Source organism: Thauera sp., from assembly GCF_035444905.1.
In the GTDB taxonomy this organism is placed as follows: domain Bacteria; phylum Pseudomonadota; class Gammaproteobacteria; order Burkholderiales; family Rhodocyclaceae; genus Thauera.
On the sequence record NZ_DAOMPS010000022.1, the window covers coordinates 50,807 to 67,804 of the forward strand.

Annotated in this window: 15 protein-coding genes; 11 read left to right on the forward strand and 4 right to left on the reverse strand. The window is 68.6% G+C overall.

All coding sequences use genetic code 11. The annotated features are described in order from the left end of the window. Positions 1-61: 61 nt before the first annotated feature. Entirely contained in the window at positions 62-499 is a 438-nt protein-coding gene (locus tag PLC66_RS11565; RefSeq protein WP_324540500.1) for a Uma2 family endonuclease, read from the forward strand. Here the strand turns inward: PLC66_RS11565 and cysN are convergent. Then, positions 385-2,292 (reverse strand): sulfate adenylyltransferase subunit CysN, encoded by a 1,908-nt coding sequence (gene cysN, locus PLC66_RS11570; RefSeq protein WP_324540502.1) that lies wholly within the window; start codon positions 2,290-2,292, stop codon positions 385-387. The two genes, PLC66_RS11565 and cysN, sit on opposite strands and share 115 nt — an antisense overlap. Next, complete coding sequence (gene cysD / locus PLC66_RS11575) at positions 2,293-3,216, reverse strand: sulfate adenylyltransferase subunit CysD (protein WP_324540504.1); 924 nt, start codon at positions 3,214-3,216, stop codon at positions 2,293-2,295. Between the two features lie 226 nt (positions 3,217-3,442). Here cysD and cysQ point away from each other — a divergent pair, with 226 nt between their 5' ends. Further along, positions 3,443-4,213, forward strand: coding sequence for a 3'(2'),5'-bisphosphate nucleotidase CysQ (cysQ, locus tag PLC66_RS11580; RefSeq protein ID WP_324540507.1), 771 nt, complete (start codon positions 3,443-3,445; stop codon positions 4,211-4,213). A 42-nt stretch (positions 4,214-4,255) separates the two neighbouring features. After that, entirely contained in the window at positions 4,256-5,992 is a 1,737-nt protein-coding gene (locus PLC66_RS11585; protein ID WP_324540509.1) for an SLC13 family permease, read from the forward strand. A 13-nt stretch (positions 5,993-6,005) separates the two neighbouring features. Here the strand turns inward: PLC66_RS11585 and PLC66_RS11590 are convergent, their stop codons facing one another. Then, positions 6,006-6,272: an acyl carrier protein gene (locus tag PLC66_RS11590; RefSeq protein ID WP_324540511.1), complete on the reverse strand. Its 267-nt coding sequence runs from the start codon at positions 6,270-6,272 to the stop codon at positions 6,006-6,008. Between the two features lie 125 nt (positions 6,273-6,397). Between PLC66_RS11590 and PLC66_RS11595 the strand changes: the two genes are divergently transcribed. Both PLC66_RS11595 and PLC66_RS11600 read left to right on the forward strand, forming a co-directional pair. Next, a complete protein-coding gene (locus PLC66_RS11595; protein ID WP_324540513.1) occupies positions 6,398-7,975 on the forward strand; it encodes an acyl-CoA ligase (AMP-forming), exosortase A system-associated in 1,578 nt (525 codons plus the stop codon). A gap of 71 nt (positions 7,976-8,046) precedes the next feature. Continuing rightward, positions 8,047-9,294, forward strand: a complete 1,248-nt coding sequence (locus tag PLC66_RS11600) for a pyridoxal-dependent decarboxylase, exosortase A system-associated (RefSeq protein ID WP_503012195.1) — start codon at positions 8,047-8,049, stop codon at positions 9,292-9,294. 30 nt (positions 9,295-9,324) lie between these two features. Here the strand turns inward: PLC66_RS11600 and PLC66_RS11605 are convergent, their stop codons facing one another. Beyond that, positions 9,325-9,753 carry a hypothetical protein gene (locus tag PLC66_RS11605; RefSeq protein ID WP_324540515.1) on the reverse strand — a complete coding sequence of 143 codons (429 nt, stop codon included), beginning with the start codon at positions 9,751-9,753 and terminating at the stop codon, positions 9,325-9,327. A 115-nt stretch (positions 9,754-9,868) separates the two neighbouring features. On the opposite strand from PLC66_RS11605, the gene PLC66_RS11610 reads away from it, so the two are divergent. The 6 genes from PLC66_RS11610 to PLC66_RS11640 all read left to right on the forward strand — a co-directional run bounded on the left by PLC66_RS11610 (position 9,869) and on the right by PLC66_RS11640 (position 16,841). After that, positions 9,869-13,468: a VanZ family protein gene (locus PLC66_RS11610; protein ID WP_324540517.1), complete on the forward strand. Its 3,600-nt coding sequence runs from the start codon at positions 9,869-9,871 to the stop codon at positions 13,466-13,468. 61 nt (positions 13,469-13,529) lie between these two features. Beyond that, entirely contained in the window at positions 13,530-13,844 is a 315-nt protein-coding gene (locus PLC66_RS11615; RefSeq protein ID WP_324540519.1) for a metal-sulfur cluster assembly factor, read from the forward strand. Further along, a complete protein-coding gene (locus tag PLC66_RS11620) occupies positions 13,841-14,962 on the forward strand; it encodes a DUF8744 domain-containing protein (RefSeq protein ID WP_324540520.1) in 1,122 nt (373 codons plus the stop codon). Before PLC66_RS11615 ends, PLC66_RS11620 begins: the two co-directional genes overlap by 4 nt. A gap of 212 nt (positions 14,963-15,174) precedes the next feature. Then, positions 15,175-15,975 carry a PEP-CTERM sorting domain-containing protein gene (locus tag PLC66_RS11625; protein WP_324540522.1) on the forward strand — a complete coding sequence of 267 codons (801 nt, stop codon included), beginning with the start codon at positions 15,175-15,177 and terminating at the stop codon, positions 15,973-15,975. 51 nt (positions 15,976-16,026) lie between these two features. Then, positions 16,027-16,548, forward strand: coding sequence for a type II toxin-antitoxin system RelE/ParE family toxin (locus PLC66_RS22890; protein WP_503012196.1), 522 nt, complete (start codon positions 16,027-16,029; stop codon positions 16,546-16,548). Continuing rightward, complete coding sequence (locus PLC66_RS11640) at positions 16,482-16,841, forward strand: HigA family addiction module antitoxin (protein WP_324540534.1); 360 nt, start codon at positions 16,482-16,484, stop codon at positions 16,839-16,841. The genes PLC66_RS22890 and PLC66_RS11640 overlap by 67 nt, the downstream gene beginning before the upstream one ends. Positions 16,842-16,998 lie beyond the last annotated feature (157 nt).

Sequence of the window (16,998 nt, forward strand, 5' to 3'; positions counted from 1 at the left end):
CCCGGATTGATGGATGCTCCCGGCTCGCCCACAATACCGGCACGCCACCAGGAGCCTCTCGATGGGACACGCACAGGAAGCCGCGTCGATCGCCCGCCAGGCCTATCTCGACTGGGAAGCGGAGCAACCCGACAAGCACGAGTACATCGCCGGCGAAGTGTTCGCGATGGTCGGGGTACGCCGTGAGCATGCGCTGGTCGGCGGCGCTCTATACGCACGCCTGCGATCGCACCTAAAGGGCAGCCGCTGCCACACCTATGTGGCGGACATGAAGCTCTTCGTCGCCGCGGCCGACGCCTATTTCTACCCCGACGTGATGGTCACCTGCGACGAGCGTGACCGCCGGGCCGCACCTCACCGCCCGGCGGCGCACCCTCCGTCGGCTCAACGCTCGATCATGCCCTTGGCTTCGAGCCAGCCGAGCACCGCGTTGGCTGCGGCGTCGAGATCCAGCTGGGTGGTGTCCAGGCGCAGCTCAGGCTCCTCCGGAGCTTCGTAAGGCGAGTCGATGCCGGTGAAGTTCTTCAGCTCGCCGCGGCGGGCCTTCTTGTAGAGCCCCTTCACGTCGCGCGCCTCGGCCACCTCGAGCGGCGTATCGACGAAGACCTCGACGAACTCGCCGCCCTCGACCAGGGCACGCGCCATGCGCCGCTCGGACTTGAACGGCGAGATGAAGGCGGTGAGCACGATCAGGCCGGCATCGACCATCAGCTTCGCGACCTCGGCCACGCGGCGGATGTTCTCGACGCGGTCGGCATCGGTGAAGCCCAGATCCTTGTTCAGCCCATGGCGCACGTTGTCGCCGTCGAGCAGGTAGGTATGGTGGCCCATCGCGTGCAGCTTCTTCTCGACCAGGTTGGCGATCGAGGACTTGCCCGCGCCCGACAGGCCGGTGAACCACACCACGCAGCCGCGCTGGTGCTTGAGCGCGGCGCGCGCCTGCTTGTTCACATCCACATGCTGCACGTGGATGTTGTGCGCGCGGCGCAGTGCAAAGTGCAGCAGGCCGGCGCCGACCGTGTTGTTGGACAGGCGGTCGATGAGGATGAAGCCGCCGGTGTCGCGATTGACGCGGTAGGGATCGAAGGCGACGGCGCGATCCATGCTCAGGTTGCACACGGCGATGGCGTTGAGCTCGAGCTTCTTCGCCGCCACATGCTCGAGCGTATTCACGTTCACCTGGTACTTGATGTCGGTCACCGTCGCCGTCACCGTGCGCGCACCGATCTTGAGCAGGTAGGGCCGCCCGGCGAGCATCGGCTCGTCGTGCATCCAGATGACCGTGCATTCGAACTGGTCGGCCACCTCGGCCGGCGCCGCCACGGTCGAGATCACGTCGCCGCGCGAGATGTCGATCTCGTCGGTCAGGGTCAGCGTCACCGACTGCCCGGCCACCGCCTGCGCCAGGTCGCCATCGCGGGTGACGATGCGCGCCACCGTGCTCTCGCGCCCGGAGGGCTGCACCCGCACGCGATCACCGGGCCGGACCACCCCGCTCGCAACCGCGCCGGCAAAACCGCGGAAATCCAGGTTGGGCCGATTCACCCACTGCACCGGCAGCCGGAAGGGCGCGCGCTGCATCACCGTGTCATCGACCTCGACCGTCTCCAGATAGCCCATCAGCGTGGTGCCGTGGTACCACGGCATGGCGTCGCTCGGCGCGGTGATGTTGTCGCCCTTGAAGGCCGACATCGGGATGAAGGTGACGCCCTCCAGGCCGATCTGCTGCGCGAACGCGCTGTAGTCGTCGACGATGCGGCGATACACGCCTTCCGCATAGCCGACGAGGTCCATCTTGTTGATCGCCACCACGATGCGGCGGATGCCGAGCAGGGACACCAGGTAGCTGTGGCGCCGGGTTTGCGTCAGCACGCCCTTGCGTGCATCGACCATCACCACCGCGACGTCGGCGGTCGAGGCGCCGGTGACCATGTTGCGGGTGTACTGCTCGTGGCCCGGGGTGTCGGCGACGATGAACTTGCGCTTGTCGGTGGAGAAGAAGCGGTAGGCCACGTCGATCGTGATGCCCTGCTCGCGCTCGGCCGCCAGCCCGTCGACCAGCAGCGCGAAGTCGATCTCCTCGCCCTGTGTGCCCCACTTCTTCGAATCGGCCTCGACCGCGGCGAGCTGGTCCTCGAACAGCATTTTCGATTCATAGAGCAGGCGGCCAATCAGCGTACTCTTGCCGTCGTCCACGCTGCCGCAGGTGATGAAGCGCAGCAGGCCCTTCTTCTCGTGCGTCTTCAGATACTGCTCGATGTCGCTGGCGATGAGATCGGAAACGTGTGCCATTTAGAAGTACCCCTCCTGCTTCTTCTTCTCCATCGAGCCCGCCGAATCGTGGTCGATGACCCGCCCCTGGCGCTCGGACGTGCGCGTCAGCAGCATCTCCTGGATGATCGCCGGCAGCGTCGCGGCGGTGGACTCGATCGCCCCGGTCAGCGGATAGCAGCCCAGGGTGCGGAAACGCACGCTGCGCAGCATCGGCACCTCGCCCGGATGCAGCGGCATGCGCTCGTCATCGACCATGATCAGCGTGCCGTCGCGCTCCACCACCGGACGCACGGCGGAGTAATACAGGGGCACGATGGGGATGTTCTCGAGGTAGATGTATTGCCAGATGTCGAGCTCGGTCCAGTTCGACAGCGGAAACACGCGGATCGACTCGCCCTTGTGCTTTCTGGCGTTGTACAGCTTCCACAGCTCGGGGCGCTGGTTCTTGGGGTCCCAGCGGTGCTGCCCGGTGCGGAACGAGAACACGCGCTCTTTGGCGCGCGACTTCTCCTCGTCGCGGCGCGCGCCGCCGAAGGCGACGTCGAAACCGTACTTGTCCAGCGCCTGTTTCAGGCCCTCGGTCTTCATGATGTCGGTATGGATCGCGGAGCCGTGGGTGAACGGGTTGATGTCCTTCTCGATGCCATCCGGGTTGATGTGCACCAGCAGGTCCATGCCGCTTTCCTTGGCCATGCGGTCGCGAAACACATACATGTCGCGGAACTTCCAGCGCGTATCCACATGCAGCAGCGGAAACGGCGGCACGGCCGGGTAGAAGGCCTTCATCGCCAGATGCAGCATCACCGCGCTGTCCTTGCCGATCGAGTACAGCATGACCGGGTTGTCGGCCTCGGCCACGACTTCGCGCAGGATGTGGATGCTTTCGGCCTCGAGCCGTTGCAGGTGGGTCAAACTGATCGGAGCGGAACTGGACATGGGCATCGCAAGGACAGGGACATGGAGACGAATGATCGCGCGTTCGCCACGGCCTTGTGCGCGCATTCGCGGCCGCGGGCGGAAAAAATGCGCGGTCGGCAGCAAATTCACCCCGCGCGAGGACGACGCAATATATAGGCGACCGCTAAACTACGCCACTCGTCATGGCAACATGCGCCCCCGTGGCGTCCGGTCCCACGCCCACCCCGGCCTCAAGCAAGGAATCCACCTCGTGCCCGCTCTTCCCCTCGCCGCGCTGCTCGAAGATCTCGTTCCCGTCATCCGCGCCGCGGGCGAGGTGGTCATGGACATCTACCGGACCAACTTCAGCGTCCGCGGCAAGGACGACGCCTCGCCCGTCACCGCCGCCGACGAGGGCGCCGAAGCGCTGATCGTGCCCGCCCTCGAGCGCCTGCTGCCAGGCGTGCCGGTGATCGCCGAAGAGGCCGTCGCCGCCGGCCGCCTGCCCGAGATCGGCCGCCTGTTCTGGCTCGTCGATCCGCTCGACGGCACCAAGGAGTTCATCAGCCGCAACGGCGAGTTCACCGTCAATATCGCCCTCGTCGAGGACGGCGCGCCAGTGCTCGGCGCCGTGCTGGCACCGGCCATCGACCGCCTCTTCCTCGGCGCCCGCGGCGTCGGCGCCTTCGTCGAACAGGGCCAGGTGCGCAAGCCCATCCGTTGTCGCCCGGTCCCCGCCGAAGGCCTCACCGTGGTCGCCAGCCGCTCGCACGGCGACGCCGCCGCGCTCGACGCCTTCCTCGCTGGTCGCACCGTGGCCGCGCTCAAGAACGCCGGCTCATCGCTCAAACTGTGCCTGGTCGCCAGCGGCGACGCCGACCTCTACCCGCGCCTGGGGCGCACCATGGAGTGGGACATCGCCGCCGGCCATGCGGTGCTCGCCGCCGCCGGTGGCCAGGTGCGCACCCTCGCCGGCGAAGCCCTGCGCTACGGTAAGCCCGGGCTGGACAACCCGCATTTCGTCGCCAGCGGGGCGGCCTGAGCGCCGGCCGCCGGTCTCAGGTCTCAAGCCACCGCCCCGCGCATGACGGCCTACCTCGTCCTCGGCTCGATCGGGCTGCTGCTCGCCCTGCTCATCCATGGCCGCATCAGCCCCGCGATCCTGTTCGCGAGCTGGGCGGGGGCCTACCACCTGCTCGGCCTGGCCAGCCAGCAAGCGGTGCTGTCGAGCTTCTCCAACCCGGCGCTGGCCACGCTGATCCTGCTCCTGCTGGTGTCGCTCGCGCTCGAGCGCTCGCCCTTCCTTGACCATCTGTCCGACCTGCTGCTCAAGGGTCGCACCGCCTTCGCCACCCTCAAGCTCGCCAGCTTCACCTGCCTCGCCTCGGCCTTCATGAACAACACCGCCGTGGTGGGCGCGCTGCTCGGCACGGTCACCCGCCAGCGCCGCCACCCGGCTTCCAAGCTGCTGATTCCGCTCTCCTACGCCTCGATCCTGGGCGGCATCACCACGCTGGTGGGCACGTCCACCAACCTCGTGGTCAACTCCTTCGCGGTCGAGGCCGGCCTGCCGGCGCTGCACATGTTCCAGTTCACCCTGGTCGGGCTGCCGGTGGCGCTCGCCTGCATCGTCGTGCTGGCGCTCAGCTCGCGCCTGCTGCCGGCCAACCGCTCGACCGACAGCGAGGCGCGCTCCACCTACTTCCTCGAAGCGCGCGTCATGCCCGGCTCGCCCATGATCGGGCGCAGCATCGAGGACAACCGCCTGCGCAGCCTCGACGGCCTGTTCCTGCTCGAGATCGAGCGCGAGGGCCGGCTGATCTCGCCCGTCGGCCCCGCCGAGGTGCTGCGCGCGGGCGACGTGCTCGTGTTCACCGGCGAGGTCGGCAAGGTCCAGGCGCTGCAGCGCTTCGCCGGCCTCGAGGTGTTTGGCGCCGGTGCCGATGCGCTGCTCAAGTCCAACCTGGTCGAAGTCGTGCTGTCGAACGAGTCGGATATTGCCAACCGCACCTTGCGCGAGGTCGACTTCCGCACCATGTTCGACGCCGGCGTGGTCGGCATCCGCCGTGGCGACAAGCGCCTCACCGGTCAATTGGGCCGCATCCCGCTGCACGTCGGCGACAGCCTGCTGCTGGCGGCGGGGCCGGACTTCTTCCAGCACCGCAATCTCGACCGCAACTTCCACGTCCTCAACGGCTCCGGGGTACGGCCCAGGATGTCCACGCCGCAGAGCACCGCGTCGCTGTCGGCCTTCGGCCTCGTCATCCTGCTCGCCGCGCTCGGCTGGCTACCCCTGTTTGCCGGGCTGCTGCTGCTGCTGGCCGGCCTGCTCGCCTCCGGCCTGCTGACGCTGAGCGAGATGCGCCGGCGCTTCCCGTTCGAGCTGCTGGTCGTGATCGGCTCGGCCCTCACCATCGCCGGCGTGGTCGAGCGCTCGGGCGCGGCGGCGCTGATGGCGGGCTGGATGCGCGCCCTGTTCGATGGCTACGGCGTGCATGCCGCGCTGGTCGGGGTCTATCTGATCACCCTGGTGCTGACCGAGCTGGTCACCAACAACGCAGCCGCCGCCCTCGCCTTCCCGATCGCGCTCGGCACCGCGCGCGCCTTCGGCGTCGATCCGACGCCCTTCATCATGGTGGTGGCCTATGGGGCGAGCGCCGGCTTCCTGATTCCCTTCGGCTACCAGACCCACCTGATGGTGTATTCGGCGGGGCGTTATCGGATGCGCGACTTCCTGCGCGCGGGCCTGCCGGTCAGCCTCACCTACTCGCTCGTGGTGCTCGCGCTGGTGCCGCTGGTCTTTCCCTTCGTCGCGGCATAGGCGGCGGGGCCGCTCAGCCGCGCTGGCGGGCGCTGAGGCGCGTGACGAACTCGACCACGGTGCCGACGGTGGCAAAGGAGTTGCCATCCACCTCGTCGTCGGGCACCTCGATGCCGAAGCGCGCCTCGATCTCGTGAATCACGGCGATCACGGCCATCGAATCGAGTTCGGGCAGCTCCCCCAGCAGGGGCGTGTCGGCGCTGAAGCCCAGGGCGCGCCCGTCGAGGCTCAGCACTTCGTCCAGCAGCGCCAGCACTTCATTGTGAATTGCGTCGGACATCATGTCTCCATCACGGACAGGGCTGCGCCATCTGTCAGTACGGCACGAAAAGGCGCGCATTATACTTCCGGCGCAAGCGCAGATTGCGCACTGCGACAAAACAGAACCACTGATGCAGGGCCGTGATGCACAGCAGCCACCTTCTCCACCACCTCGTTTCCGCCACCGCCGCGCAGGACGCCGCACGGATTGCGCTCGTCAGCGGCGGCAGCCCGATGAGCTACGGCGCGCTGCAGGCCGGCGTCGACGCCTTCGCCGCCGGCCTTGTCGCGCTCGGCCTCGCGCGCGGCGAACGGGTCGGCCTCTACCTCGACAAGCGCCCCGAGTTCGTCGTGGCCGCCTTTGGCTGCAGCGCTGCCGGCGGCGTCTTCGTGCCGGTCAACCCCATCCTCAAGGCCGAGCAGGTCGACCACATTGTGCACGACTGCAGTGTGCGCGTGCTCGTCACCACGCCCGAGCGCCTGGCCACGCTCGCCGCGACGCTCGCCGGCTGCCACGACCTGCGCCACGTCGTGCTCGTCGGCCGTTGCACCGAGCGCCCGCGGCTCGACGGCGCCAGCGTGCATCTGTGGGACGAGGTGCTGCAGGCACCGGCGCGCGCCGGCCACCGCGTCATCGACGCCGACATGGCCGCCATCCTCTACACCTCGGGCAGCACCGGCCGCCCCAAGGGCGTGGTGCTGTCCCACCGCAACATGGTCGCCGGCGCGCGCAGCGTCGCGTCCTACCTGAGCAACCACGCCGGGGACACCCTGCTCGCCGCGCTGCCGCTGTCCTTCGACGCCGGCCTGTCGCAGCTCACCACCGCCTTTCATGCCGGCGCCCGGGTCGTGCTGCTCAACTACCTGCTGCCGCGCGACGTGCTCAAGGCCGTCGAGCGCGAGCGCGTCACCGGGCTCACCGCCGTGCCGCCGCTGTGGATCCAGCTCGCCCAGCTCGAATGGCCAGCCACCGTCACCGAGCACCTGCGCTACATCGCCAACACCGGCGGGCGCATGCCGCTCGACACCCTCGGCCGCCTGCGCAGCCAGTTGCCGCGCACGCGCCCCTTCCTGATGTACGGCCTCACCGAGGCCTTTCGCGCCACCTACCTGGCGCCGGAAGAGATCGACCGCCGGCCTGATTCGATCGGCAAGGCCATCCCCGACGCCGAAGTGCTGGTACTGCGCGAGGACGGCAGCGAATGCGCACCCAACGAGCCGGGCGAGCTGGTGCAGCGCGGCGCGCTGGTGGCGATGGGCTACTGGAACGACGCCGAACGGACGGCCGAGCGCTTCCGCCCGCTGCCCGCGCACGCGCCGGGCCGCGAGGCCGGCCTGGTGCTGCCCGAGATCGCCGTGTTCTCGGGCGACACGGTGCGCCGAGACGAGGAAGGCTTCCTCTACTTCATCGGCCGGCGCGACGAGATGATCAAGACCTCGGGCTACCGCGTCAGCCCCACCGAGGTCGAGGAGATCCTCTACGCCACCGGGCTGGTCGGCGAGTGTGTCGCCTTCGGCCTGCCGCACCCGGCGCTGGGCCAGAGCATCGCCGTCATCGCCACCCCGCTGCCCGGCGCCACGCTCGACACCGCCGCCCTGCTCGCCGAGTGCCGCGCACGCATGCCGGCCTACATGGTGCCCACCCGCATCGAGGTGCGCGACGGCCCGCTGCCCCGCAACCCCAACGGCAAGCTCGACCGCAAGGCGCTCGCCGCCGAATGAGACGGGGGCGCCCCGCGCCCGCCGGCAACACCTGCCTCGCCTGCCTGTAACCACCGACCCGCGCCTCGACCATGACCGCTCCCGCCGCCAAAGCCCCGCCCGTGCATGCCGCCATGGACCAGTTCCCCGTCCGCGCCGGCGAACTCCTCGTCGGCGCCATCCCGCTCACCCGGCTCGCCGCGCGCGTCGGGCGCACGCCCTTCTATGCCTACGACCGCCGCCTGCTCGAGCAGCGCGTCGCGCAACTGCGCAGCGCCCTGCCGCCGAGCGTGAAACTGCACTACGCGATGAAGGCCAATCCCATGCCCGCCCTGGTCGGCCACATGGCCCGCCTCGTGGACGGCATCGACGTCGCCTCGGCCGGCGAACTCCATGTCGCCCTCAATGCCGGCGCCGCCGCGCAGGAGATCAGCTTCGCCGGCCCCGGCAAGCGCGACGAGGAGCTGCGCCAGGCAGTGGCCGCCGGCATCCTGGTCAATGTGGAATCCTTCCGCGAGGTCCCTGTGCTGGCGCGGGCAGCGGACACGCTCGGCGTGCCGGCACGCGTCGCGGTGCGCGTCAATCCGGACTTCGAGCTCAAGTCATCAGGCATGAAGATGGGCGGCGGCCCCAAGCCCTTCGGCGTCGATGCCGAACAAGTGCCGGCGCTGCTGCGGGCAATCGCCGACACCGGGCTGGCCTTCGAGGGCTTTCACCTCTTCGCCGGCTCCCAGAACCTGAAGGCCGAGGCCATCGTCGAGGCCCAGCAGAAGAGCTTCGCCCTCGCCCTGCGCCTGGCCGAGCACGCGCCGGCGCCGGTACGCACGCTCAACCTCGGCGGTGGCTTCGGCATTCCCTACTTCCCCGGCGAGCAGCGCCTCAATCTGGCCCCCATCGGCGAAGCGCTGGGCGCCATCGTGACCGAGGCCGCAAGAACCTTGCCCGACACGCGCATCGTGCTCGAGCTCGGCCGCTACCTGGTCGGCGAAGCCGGCGTCTATGTGTGCCGCATCACCGACATCAAGGTCTCGCGCGGCCACACCTACCTGGTGACCGACGGCGGCCTGCACCACCACCTGTCGGCGAGCGGCAACTTCGGCCAGGTGCTGCGCAAGAACTATCCGGTGGCGATCGGCAACCGCATGGCAGCGCCGGGCGGCGAGGCCGTGTCGGTGGTCGGCCCGCTGTGCACCCCGCTCGACCTCATCGCCGACCGCATGGCGCTGCCGGCCGCCGAGCCCGGCGACCTGGTGGTGGTGTTCCAGTCGGGCGCCTACGGCGCCAGCGCCAGCCCGCAGGCGTTTCTCGGGCACCCGGCGGTCAGCGAAGTACTGGTCTAGCCGAGTCCGAGCAGGCCTGCCCGCCGCGATTCAAAAGCCGCAGGAGGTCTGTCCCGCCCTAACGGTAGCAGCGTGCTCCTGACCGCCGCCGCAGAAGCTGTACGCGCCCGAGCCATTGTCATGCACACGGTACGAATAGGTCCCGCCGGAGCCGTAGTTGTAGACCATGCGGGCGTTCGCCCCCGTGCCATCCACGGCCCATGAGCCCACGGCCTTGCTCGGGTCGAGCTTGTGATTCGGGCCCATCTTGTAGTCGATCAGCGTGCCGCCGGCCTGGTGGAACTCCTGCCAGCGGTCGCTGCCGCGCGACGCACAGACGGTCTTGCCCTCAAAGGCGTTCTTGAGCTGCACGTGGTTCAAATAGCCGCCACCGCCGGCGGGACAGGCAGCGATCGCCTGCCCCGCAGTGGACAAGCCGGCCAGTGCCAGGAGGGATAGGGCACACTTCAAAGCCTTCATGGTGACTCCCTGTCAAGGTTCGTTGGCGCCACAGCTGGCGACGCGTTTCAAGATAGCAGTTTGCCCCGCGCCGTACGACAATTGCCGCTCGATGCCGCAGGAAATAATTCACACGATGCCCACTCCGCCCGGCGCCGCCACCGCCAAGGCCTGGCAACACGCCCGCATCGCCCTGCTGTGGGCGCTGTTCGTCGCCTACGGCAGCCTCGTGCCGCTGGAATACCGCCCGCGCGAGGACGCCTGGCAAGCCTTCATGAACACGCCCTGGCTCGACCTGGGGGTGGGCTCGCGGGCCGACTGGGTGGCGAACATCCTGCTGTACCTCGTGCTCGCCTACTTCGCCACCGGTGCGGTGTGGGCCAGCCGGCTCGGGCGGGTGGCGCGGACGCTGTTGCTCGGGCTGGTGCTTACGGCGATGCTTGTGATGGCGGTCGGCATCGAATACCTGCAACTGTTCTTTCCGCCGCGCACGGTGTCGCGCAACGACCTGCTCGCCGAGGGCCTGGGCACCGGCCTGGGCACGGCGCTGTGGTTCGTCGCCGGCCAGCGCATGGCCGGGCTGTGGCAGCGCTTCGTCGGTGGCGGCGCGCACAGCCTGCTCGCCGTGCTCGCCCTGTACGCGATCGGCTACCTAGGGCTGAGCTTCTTCCCCTACGACTTCCTCGTCAGCGCGCAGGAAGTCAGCGCCAAGCTCGCCCGCCCGGACAGCCTGAGCCTCGGCCCGGGCCTGTCCTGCGGGCCGGCCTTCACCTGCGGCGTCAAGCTGCTGGTCGAGGCCGCGCTGATGATCCCGCTCGGCCTGCTGCTGGCGCTCGGCCTCAAGGCGCGCTCACCGAGTCACCGACCGCCGCGGATTGCCGCCGGCTTCGTGGTCGGCGCGCTGCTCGGCCTGGTCATCGAGGCGGTGCAGATCGTCCTCGCCTCCGGCACCACCCAGGGCATCTCGGTGCTCACGCGGGCGGTCGGCGCAGCCTGGGGCGTGGCGCTGGCGCACAGTCACCCGCTGCGCTGGCTCGACTACTCGCCGGCGCGCGTGCTGCGCGCCGCGCTGTGGGCGAGCCCTTTTTATCTCGCCCTCGTACTGGCGCTCAACGACCTGCTGCCGCTGCAGTTGCAGCCCCTGTGGGCCGCCGTGGAAAAGCTCGAGACGCTGCGCTTCCTGCCCTTCTACTACCACTACTACACGACCGAGACGGCCGCGGTGCGCAGCCTGCTGTTCGTGCTGGGCAGCTACGCACCGCTGGGGCTGATGGCGGCCCTCGCCTTTCCGCGCCTGCGTCACGGCGCGGCGCTGTTCGCCGTGCTCCTGGCCTTGGTGCTGTGCTTCGGCATCGAAGTGCTCAAGCTCTTCACCGTCGGCAAGAAGCCCGACCCGACCAACCTGCTGATCGCCGCCGCCAGCGCCTGGCTCACGCACTGGCTGACGACGCAGGTGCTGGCACGCATGCAGGCGCACGCCGGCCCTCCGGCGCGATCCGCCCGCCGCCCGCTCGCCAAGGGCACGACAAGGCCCGCAAGCGCGGGCGCGCCCCCTCCCGCCGGCTGGCGCCTGGCGCTCGCACTCGGCATCGTCCCGGCCCTGCTGCTGCTTGCCACGGTCGCGCTGACGCTGCCGACCGCCGTGCCCGCACCCACGGTCAATGCCCCCGGCGTCACCTACCCGCCGCCGTCCGCGCTGCCGCCGGTCAGCCTGCCCGGCTTTCGCATGGCGCACCCGCGCCTGCCCCACCCCACGGCGGCCGACATCGCGCTGCTGCGCGCGCACAACCCCGCCTATCTCAACCAGCTCTTCAGCGCCGCGCGCAACAATTCGCGGGCGATCAACACCATCATGCAGGCGAGCTTCATCCAGCCCGGCATCGTCGACGTCGGCCCGCTGCACGCGAGCCTGATGGAGACACGCTTCTTCGACCGCGGCCACGGCCAGGTGATGCCGCTCGTCATCGCCTACGACTGGCTGCACGAGCAATGGACGGTGCCCGAGCGCGACGCCCTGCGCGACAAGCTCGCCGAGGGTTGCGACTACCTGATCAAGGTCATCCGCGACGAACAGCTGTCGCCCTACAACGCCTTCCTCTACAACGCCCCGCTGCAGGCCCTGATGGCATGCAGCATCGCGCTCTACGGCGATCACCCGCGCGGCGAGGCCTTCATGCGCTTCACCCACGAGCTGTGGAAGAACCGCGTGCTGCCGGTGTGGCGCCAGGTCTTCGGCGAGGCCGGCGGCTGGCACGAAGGCGGCGAGTACGTGGCGGTCGGCATCGGCCAGGCCATCCACACCCTGCCCGCGATGTGGCGTGCCGCCACCGGCGAGGACCTGTTCGCCAGCGAGCCGGGGATCCGCGGCTTTCTCGACTTCCTCGTCTACCGCACCCGCCCCGACGGCACCCACATGCGATGGGGCGATGGCGCGTGGTTCAACCGCCACCCCGACAACGCCGCACCGCTCGCGCTGGAATACCGCCACGCCGCCGCCTACACGCTGGCGCCCCCCAATCGCAGCCCGGTGCCCACCGGCTGGCCCTGGGGCCCGCTGTCGGATGACAGCCTCATCGACCCCCAGGCCGCCTCGCGCCTGCCGCTGGCCAGGCTCTTCGACGGCATCGGCATGCTCATCGCCCGCAGCGACTGGTCTGCGGATGCCACCTGGGTCAGCTTCAAGGCCGGCGACAATTTCTGGTCGCACAGCCATCTCGACCAGGGCGCTTTCACCATCTATCGGGGTGGCCCGCTGGCGATCGACAGCGGCTGGTACGGCCCGGCCTACGGCTCCGAGCACCACATGAACTACGCCTACCAGAGCATTGCCCACAACCTCGTCACCGTCACCGACCCCGCCGACAACCAGCCCGGGCCCGGCTTCGACCATGCCACCCCGCGCCACTACGCCAACGACGGCGGTCAGCGCCGCATCGGCTCGGGCTGGGGTGTCGATGGCGCCCCGCTCGACCGTGAGCAATGGCAGCAACGGCGCGACACCTACCACACCGGCCGCATCGTCGCCCAGTTGCTCGAGGACCAGCTGTCGGTCGTCGTCGCCGACATCACCCCGGCCTACACCAATAGCCAGTCCGGCCGCGGCAGCTTTGCCGACCGCACACGGCGCGTCGAGCGCCTGTGGCGGGCGTTCGGCTACGACCACGTCAACGACGCCGTCGTCGTCTTCGACGACGTCTTCGCCACCCGGGCCGAGTTCCGCAAGCGCTGGCTGCTCCATTCCATCGACGCGCCGGTGCTCGGCGGCGACCGCTTCGACCTCTTCATCCCGGCGAGCGCGCTCCCCGGCCGCAGCGGCGGCCGCCTGCACGGCCACGTGCTGCTGCCGCGCGAACCGGTGCTGCACAGCATCGGCGGCCCCGGCTTCGAGTTCTTCGTCGATGGCAGGAACTACGACCAGGACGGCCAGGCCCAGGCCGCCATCGCCAGGCTCGGCCACGGCCGCGCCGAACCCGGGGCCTGGCGCATCGAGCTGATGCCCCAGCGCGACGCGCGCGAGGACCAGTTCCTCGTCGTCATGTTCCCCACCGCCGCCACGGCCACGCCGGCCGCCAGCGTGCGCCGCATCGAAGCCGACGGCCGCGTCGGCGCCGAGATCACCGGCCCGCAGCGCACCACCCGCTGGTGGTTCACCCCCGGTCAGCTCGGTGCCACGGTCGAGGTCGTCGAGGGTCTCACCCAGCGCAGCCACACCATGGATGGAGTCTCGCCGCGTTGATCCCTACAATGGCGGTGTGCCAGCACGGCTCACCGGCCGAGACCCGCGAGAACCTCGAACCATGACCGCCACGCCCGACCCCGAAGCCATCCGCCACGCGCTGCGCCGCGTGATCGACCCCGAAGTCGGCATGAACATCGTCGATCTCGGCCTCATCTACCGCATCGACTGCGCGCCTGGCGAGGTCCACATCGACATGACGATGACCTCGCCCGCGTGCCCGCTCGCCGACGTCATCCTCGACGACATCGACGCCGTGCTCGATCCGCTGATCCCGCCGGAAGTGAACATCCGCGTCGAGCTGGTGTGGGACCCGCCCTGGAGCCCCGACATGATGGGCGCCGAGGCGCGTTCGCACTTCGGCTGGAAGAAATGACCGGGCTGCCGCCGCCCGCCCGCATCCCGCTCCTCGTTCTCGGCCTGGCGGCACTGCTGACCGGCGTGCTCGCCGGCCTCGCCCGCCTGGGCATAGCCGTGCCAGACTTCGGCGCCGCCCAGGCCGGCATCCACGCCGCGCTGATGATCTGCGCCTTCTTCGGCACCGTCATCACGCTCGAGCGCGCGGTGGCGCTGGAGGGCCTGTGGGGCTACCTCGGCCCGGCAGCGGCCGGCTTTGGCGGCCTCCTGCTGATCCTGGACGCGCCGCACTGGGTGGCGCAATCGCTCTTCGTCGGCGCTGCGCTGATCCTGCTGCTCGGCAGCTTCCAGGTCATGCAGCGCCAGTTCGCGCTGTTCACCGTCACGCTCGCGCTCGGCGCGGTGTGCTGGCTGCTCGGCAACCTGCTGTGGTTCGTCAGCGCCGACCTGCAGGGCGCCGTGCCCTTCTGGCTCGGCTTCCTGGTGCTCACCATCGCCGGCGAACGTCTCGAGCTCACCCGCTTCCTGCCCGCACGCGCGGCGGCGGCGCCCAGCTTCATCGCGGTCACGGTGCTCGCCCTGGCCGGCATGCTGTTCACCCCGATCGAGCCCGAACGCGGCCTGCAGATCTTCGGCGCCGGCCTGCTCGCGCTCGCGATCTGGCTGCTCGTCTTCGACATCGCCCGCCACAACGCACGCCAGCAAGGCCTCACCCGCTTCATCGCCGTCTGCCTGCTTTCCGGCTACCTGTGGCTGGCGCTGGGCGGGCTGGCCGGGCTGGCCGGCGGTTTTGCCGCGGGCGACGCGCTGCACGACACCGCGATGCACGCCATCGCGCTCGGCTTCGTGTTCGCCATGGTGTTCGGCCACGCGCCGATCATCTTCCCCGCGGTGGCCAAGGTGAACATCCCCTACCACCCCTTCTTCTACGTCCCGCTGGCGCTGCTGCACGCCTCGCTCGCGCTGCGCGTGGCCGGCGGCGTCGCCGACTCGCTAGCCCTGCGCCAATGGGGCGGCCTCGCCAACACCGCCACGCTGGCGGTGTTCATCGCCACGATGCTGGTCAGCGTCATCCGCGGCGGCCGTACGCCTGCGCGCCGGCGGCGCGGCAGCAACAGGGGACCCGGACTCGACTGAGCAACATGTCGAAAATTTTTACAGTGACACCCCCCTATCGGCTCGGGCAAGCGCGTAGCCGCAGAAGCCATTTTGCAAGCCCCTGATATTCATAAAGCTTTATTCGATACGCAAGACGGGTATGTTTATTGCTTCTGTACCGCAAGTACACTTCTGTGCGGCTTCATCCAGGCGCAGGCCCTCGAACACCACCTTGATCGGACGTCTTCATCATGCTCAACAACAAGAACATTGCAGCCCTCATCGCCACCGCGAGCCTGTGCGTTTCGGGTAGCGCGCTTGCGGCCCCCATCCAGCAGGTTCTGTTGAGTGAAGATTTCCAGGGTGTCAGCGGCGTCACCACCGCAAGCGCCGTCCGCACGATTGCGAACATCCTCGCCAACAACCCCACCGAGCTCAGCGGCAGTCCGCTGGCCACCTTCTCCAATACCGGCAATGGCAATGCGAGCCAGGCGGCGTTCAACGTTCGTGCCGGCAACAATGCCATCGACGGCGGCACTACGCCCAGCACGAACACGTTCGACGGCTACTTCGGTGCGGCCGCCAACCGGTTCCTCGTCATCGGCGACGAAGGCGGCAACCTCGGTGGCGCGCCCAATGGCGGCACGAACGCCGCAGCCTCGTCCACGATGTCGCTGCGTTTCACGCTGGACGCCGTCACGCTCGCCCTGCCCAAGCTGCTCACCATCAGCTTCGATTACGTCTTCGACGCCAACAACACGGCGAACAACGACACCTTCGTCGCCGAGCTGGTGCTGGCCGATAACAGCATCATCAACCTGCTCAGCTTCGCCGCGCCCTCGGTCACCACGCGTGGGACCTTCGATGTGAGCCTCGCCTACCCCACTTTTGACGCGGGATATATCAACTTCTATCTCGTCGAAGGCAGCGGCAACGGCAGCTCGGCAGTGGGCCTGGACAACATCCGGGTCACAGCGGTGCCCGAGCCCGGCGCCCTCGCCCTGCTCGGCATCGGCCTGTTCGGACTCGGCGTCCTGCGCCGCCGGGGATAAAAAAATAGGAAAAACAGTAATTGGAGTAACTGGGGTCTGACCCCACCTACGCTGTGCAGGAACAAGTACAGCGCCCTCAAAGGCGCTGACGCGCTCGCCGTCTGCAACGAATGGCAGCAATTCCGGGCGCCGGACTTCGACGAGCTGGAGACCCTACTGCGTGGCGGGGCCATCGTCGATGGCCGCAACCTCTGCAACCCCGAGCGCTGGCAGGGCGACGGCTGGCACTACTACGGTGTCGGCCGCACTCAGCAAATCGCTTGTTGCGTGCTGCGCAACGCGATACGATGCGCCATGATCAAATCCTTCCGGCACAAAGGCCTCCGCAGACTTTTTGAGACAGGCAGCACTTCCGGCATCCAGGCCAGTCACGCCAAGCGACTGCAAATGCAACTCGCAGCACTTGACACGGCGCAGTCGATCGACGACATGGACATCCCGGGCTTTCGCCTGCATCCGCTCAAAGGCAACCACGCGGGGCGCTGGTCGATCACCGTCAACGGCAACTGGCGGATGACCTTCGAGTTTGTCGACGGCAATGCTTACGTTCTGGACTACGAGGACTACCACTGATGGCCATGCATAACCCCCCCCACCCTGGTGAATTCATCACCGAGATTTATCTCGCGCCTCACGGCATCAGCGGTCGTGACCTGGCCAGCCGCCTGGACGTCGCAGCATCGACCCTGAGCCGCGTACTCAAGGGCAGCAGCCGCGTCACGCCCGACATGGCCTTGCGGCTGTCGAAAGCGCTGGGGCGCAGCCCCGAGAGCTGGCTGGCAATGCAGGATGCGCACGACCTCTGGCTTGCGCGCCAGACCGCCGACCTTGCCCGGGTGCGCAAGCTGGAGCTGGCCGCAGCCTGAAGCAAGAAGTCAAGAATTGGAAGAATGGCGGTCTGACCCCGATTACGCCTGCTGACGGCCCTCCCTCAACAGCAAGGCCAAAGCAGACAACCGTGACGCCTTCCCGTTGAAGGCGTCATCTTTACCGGCTAGGCTTGCGGCGTCGCATCATTGCCCC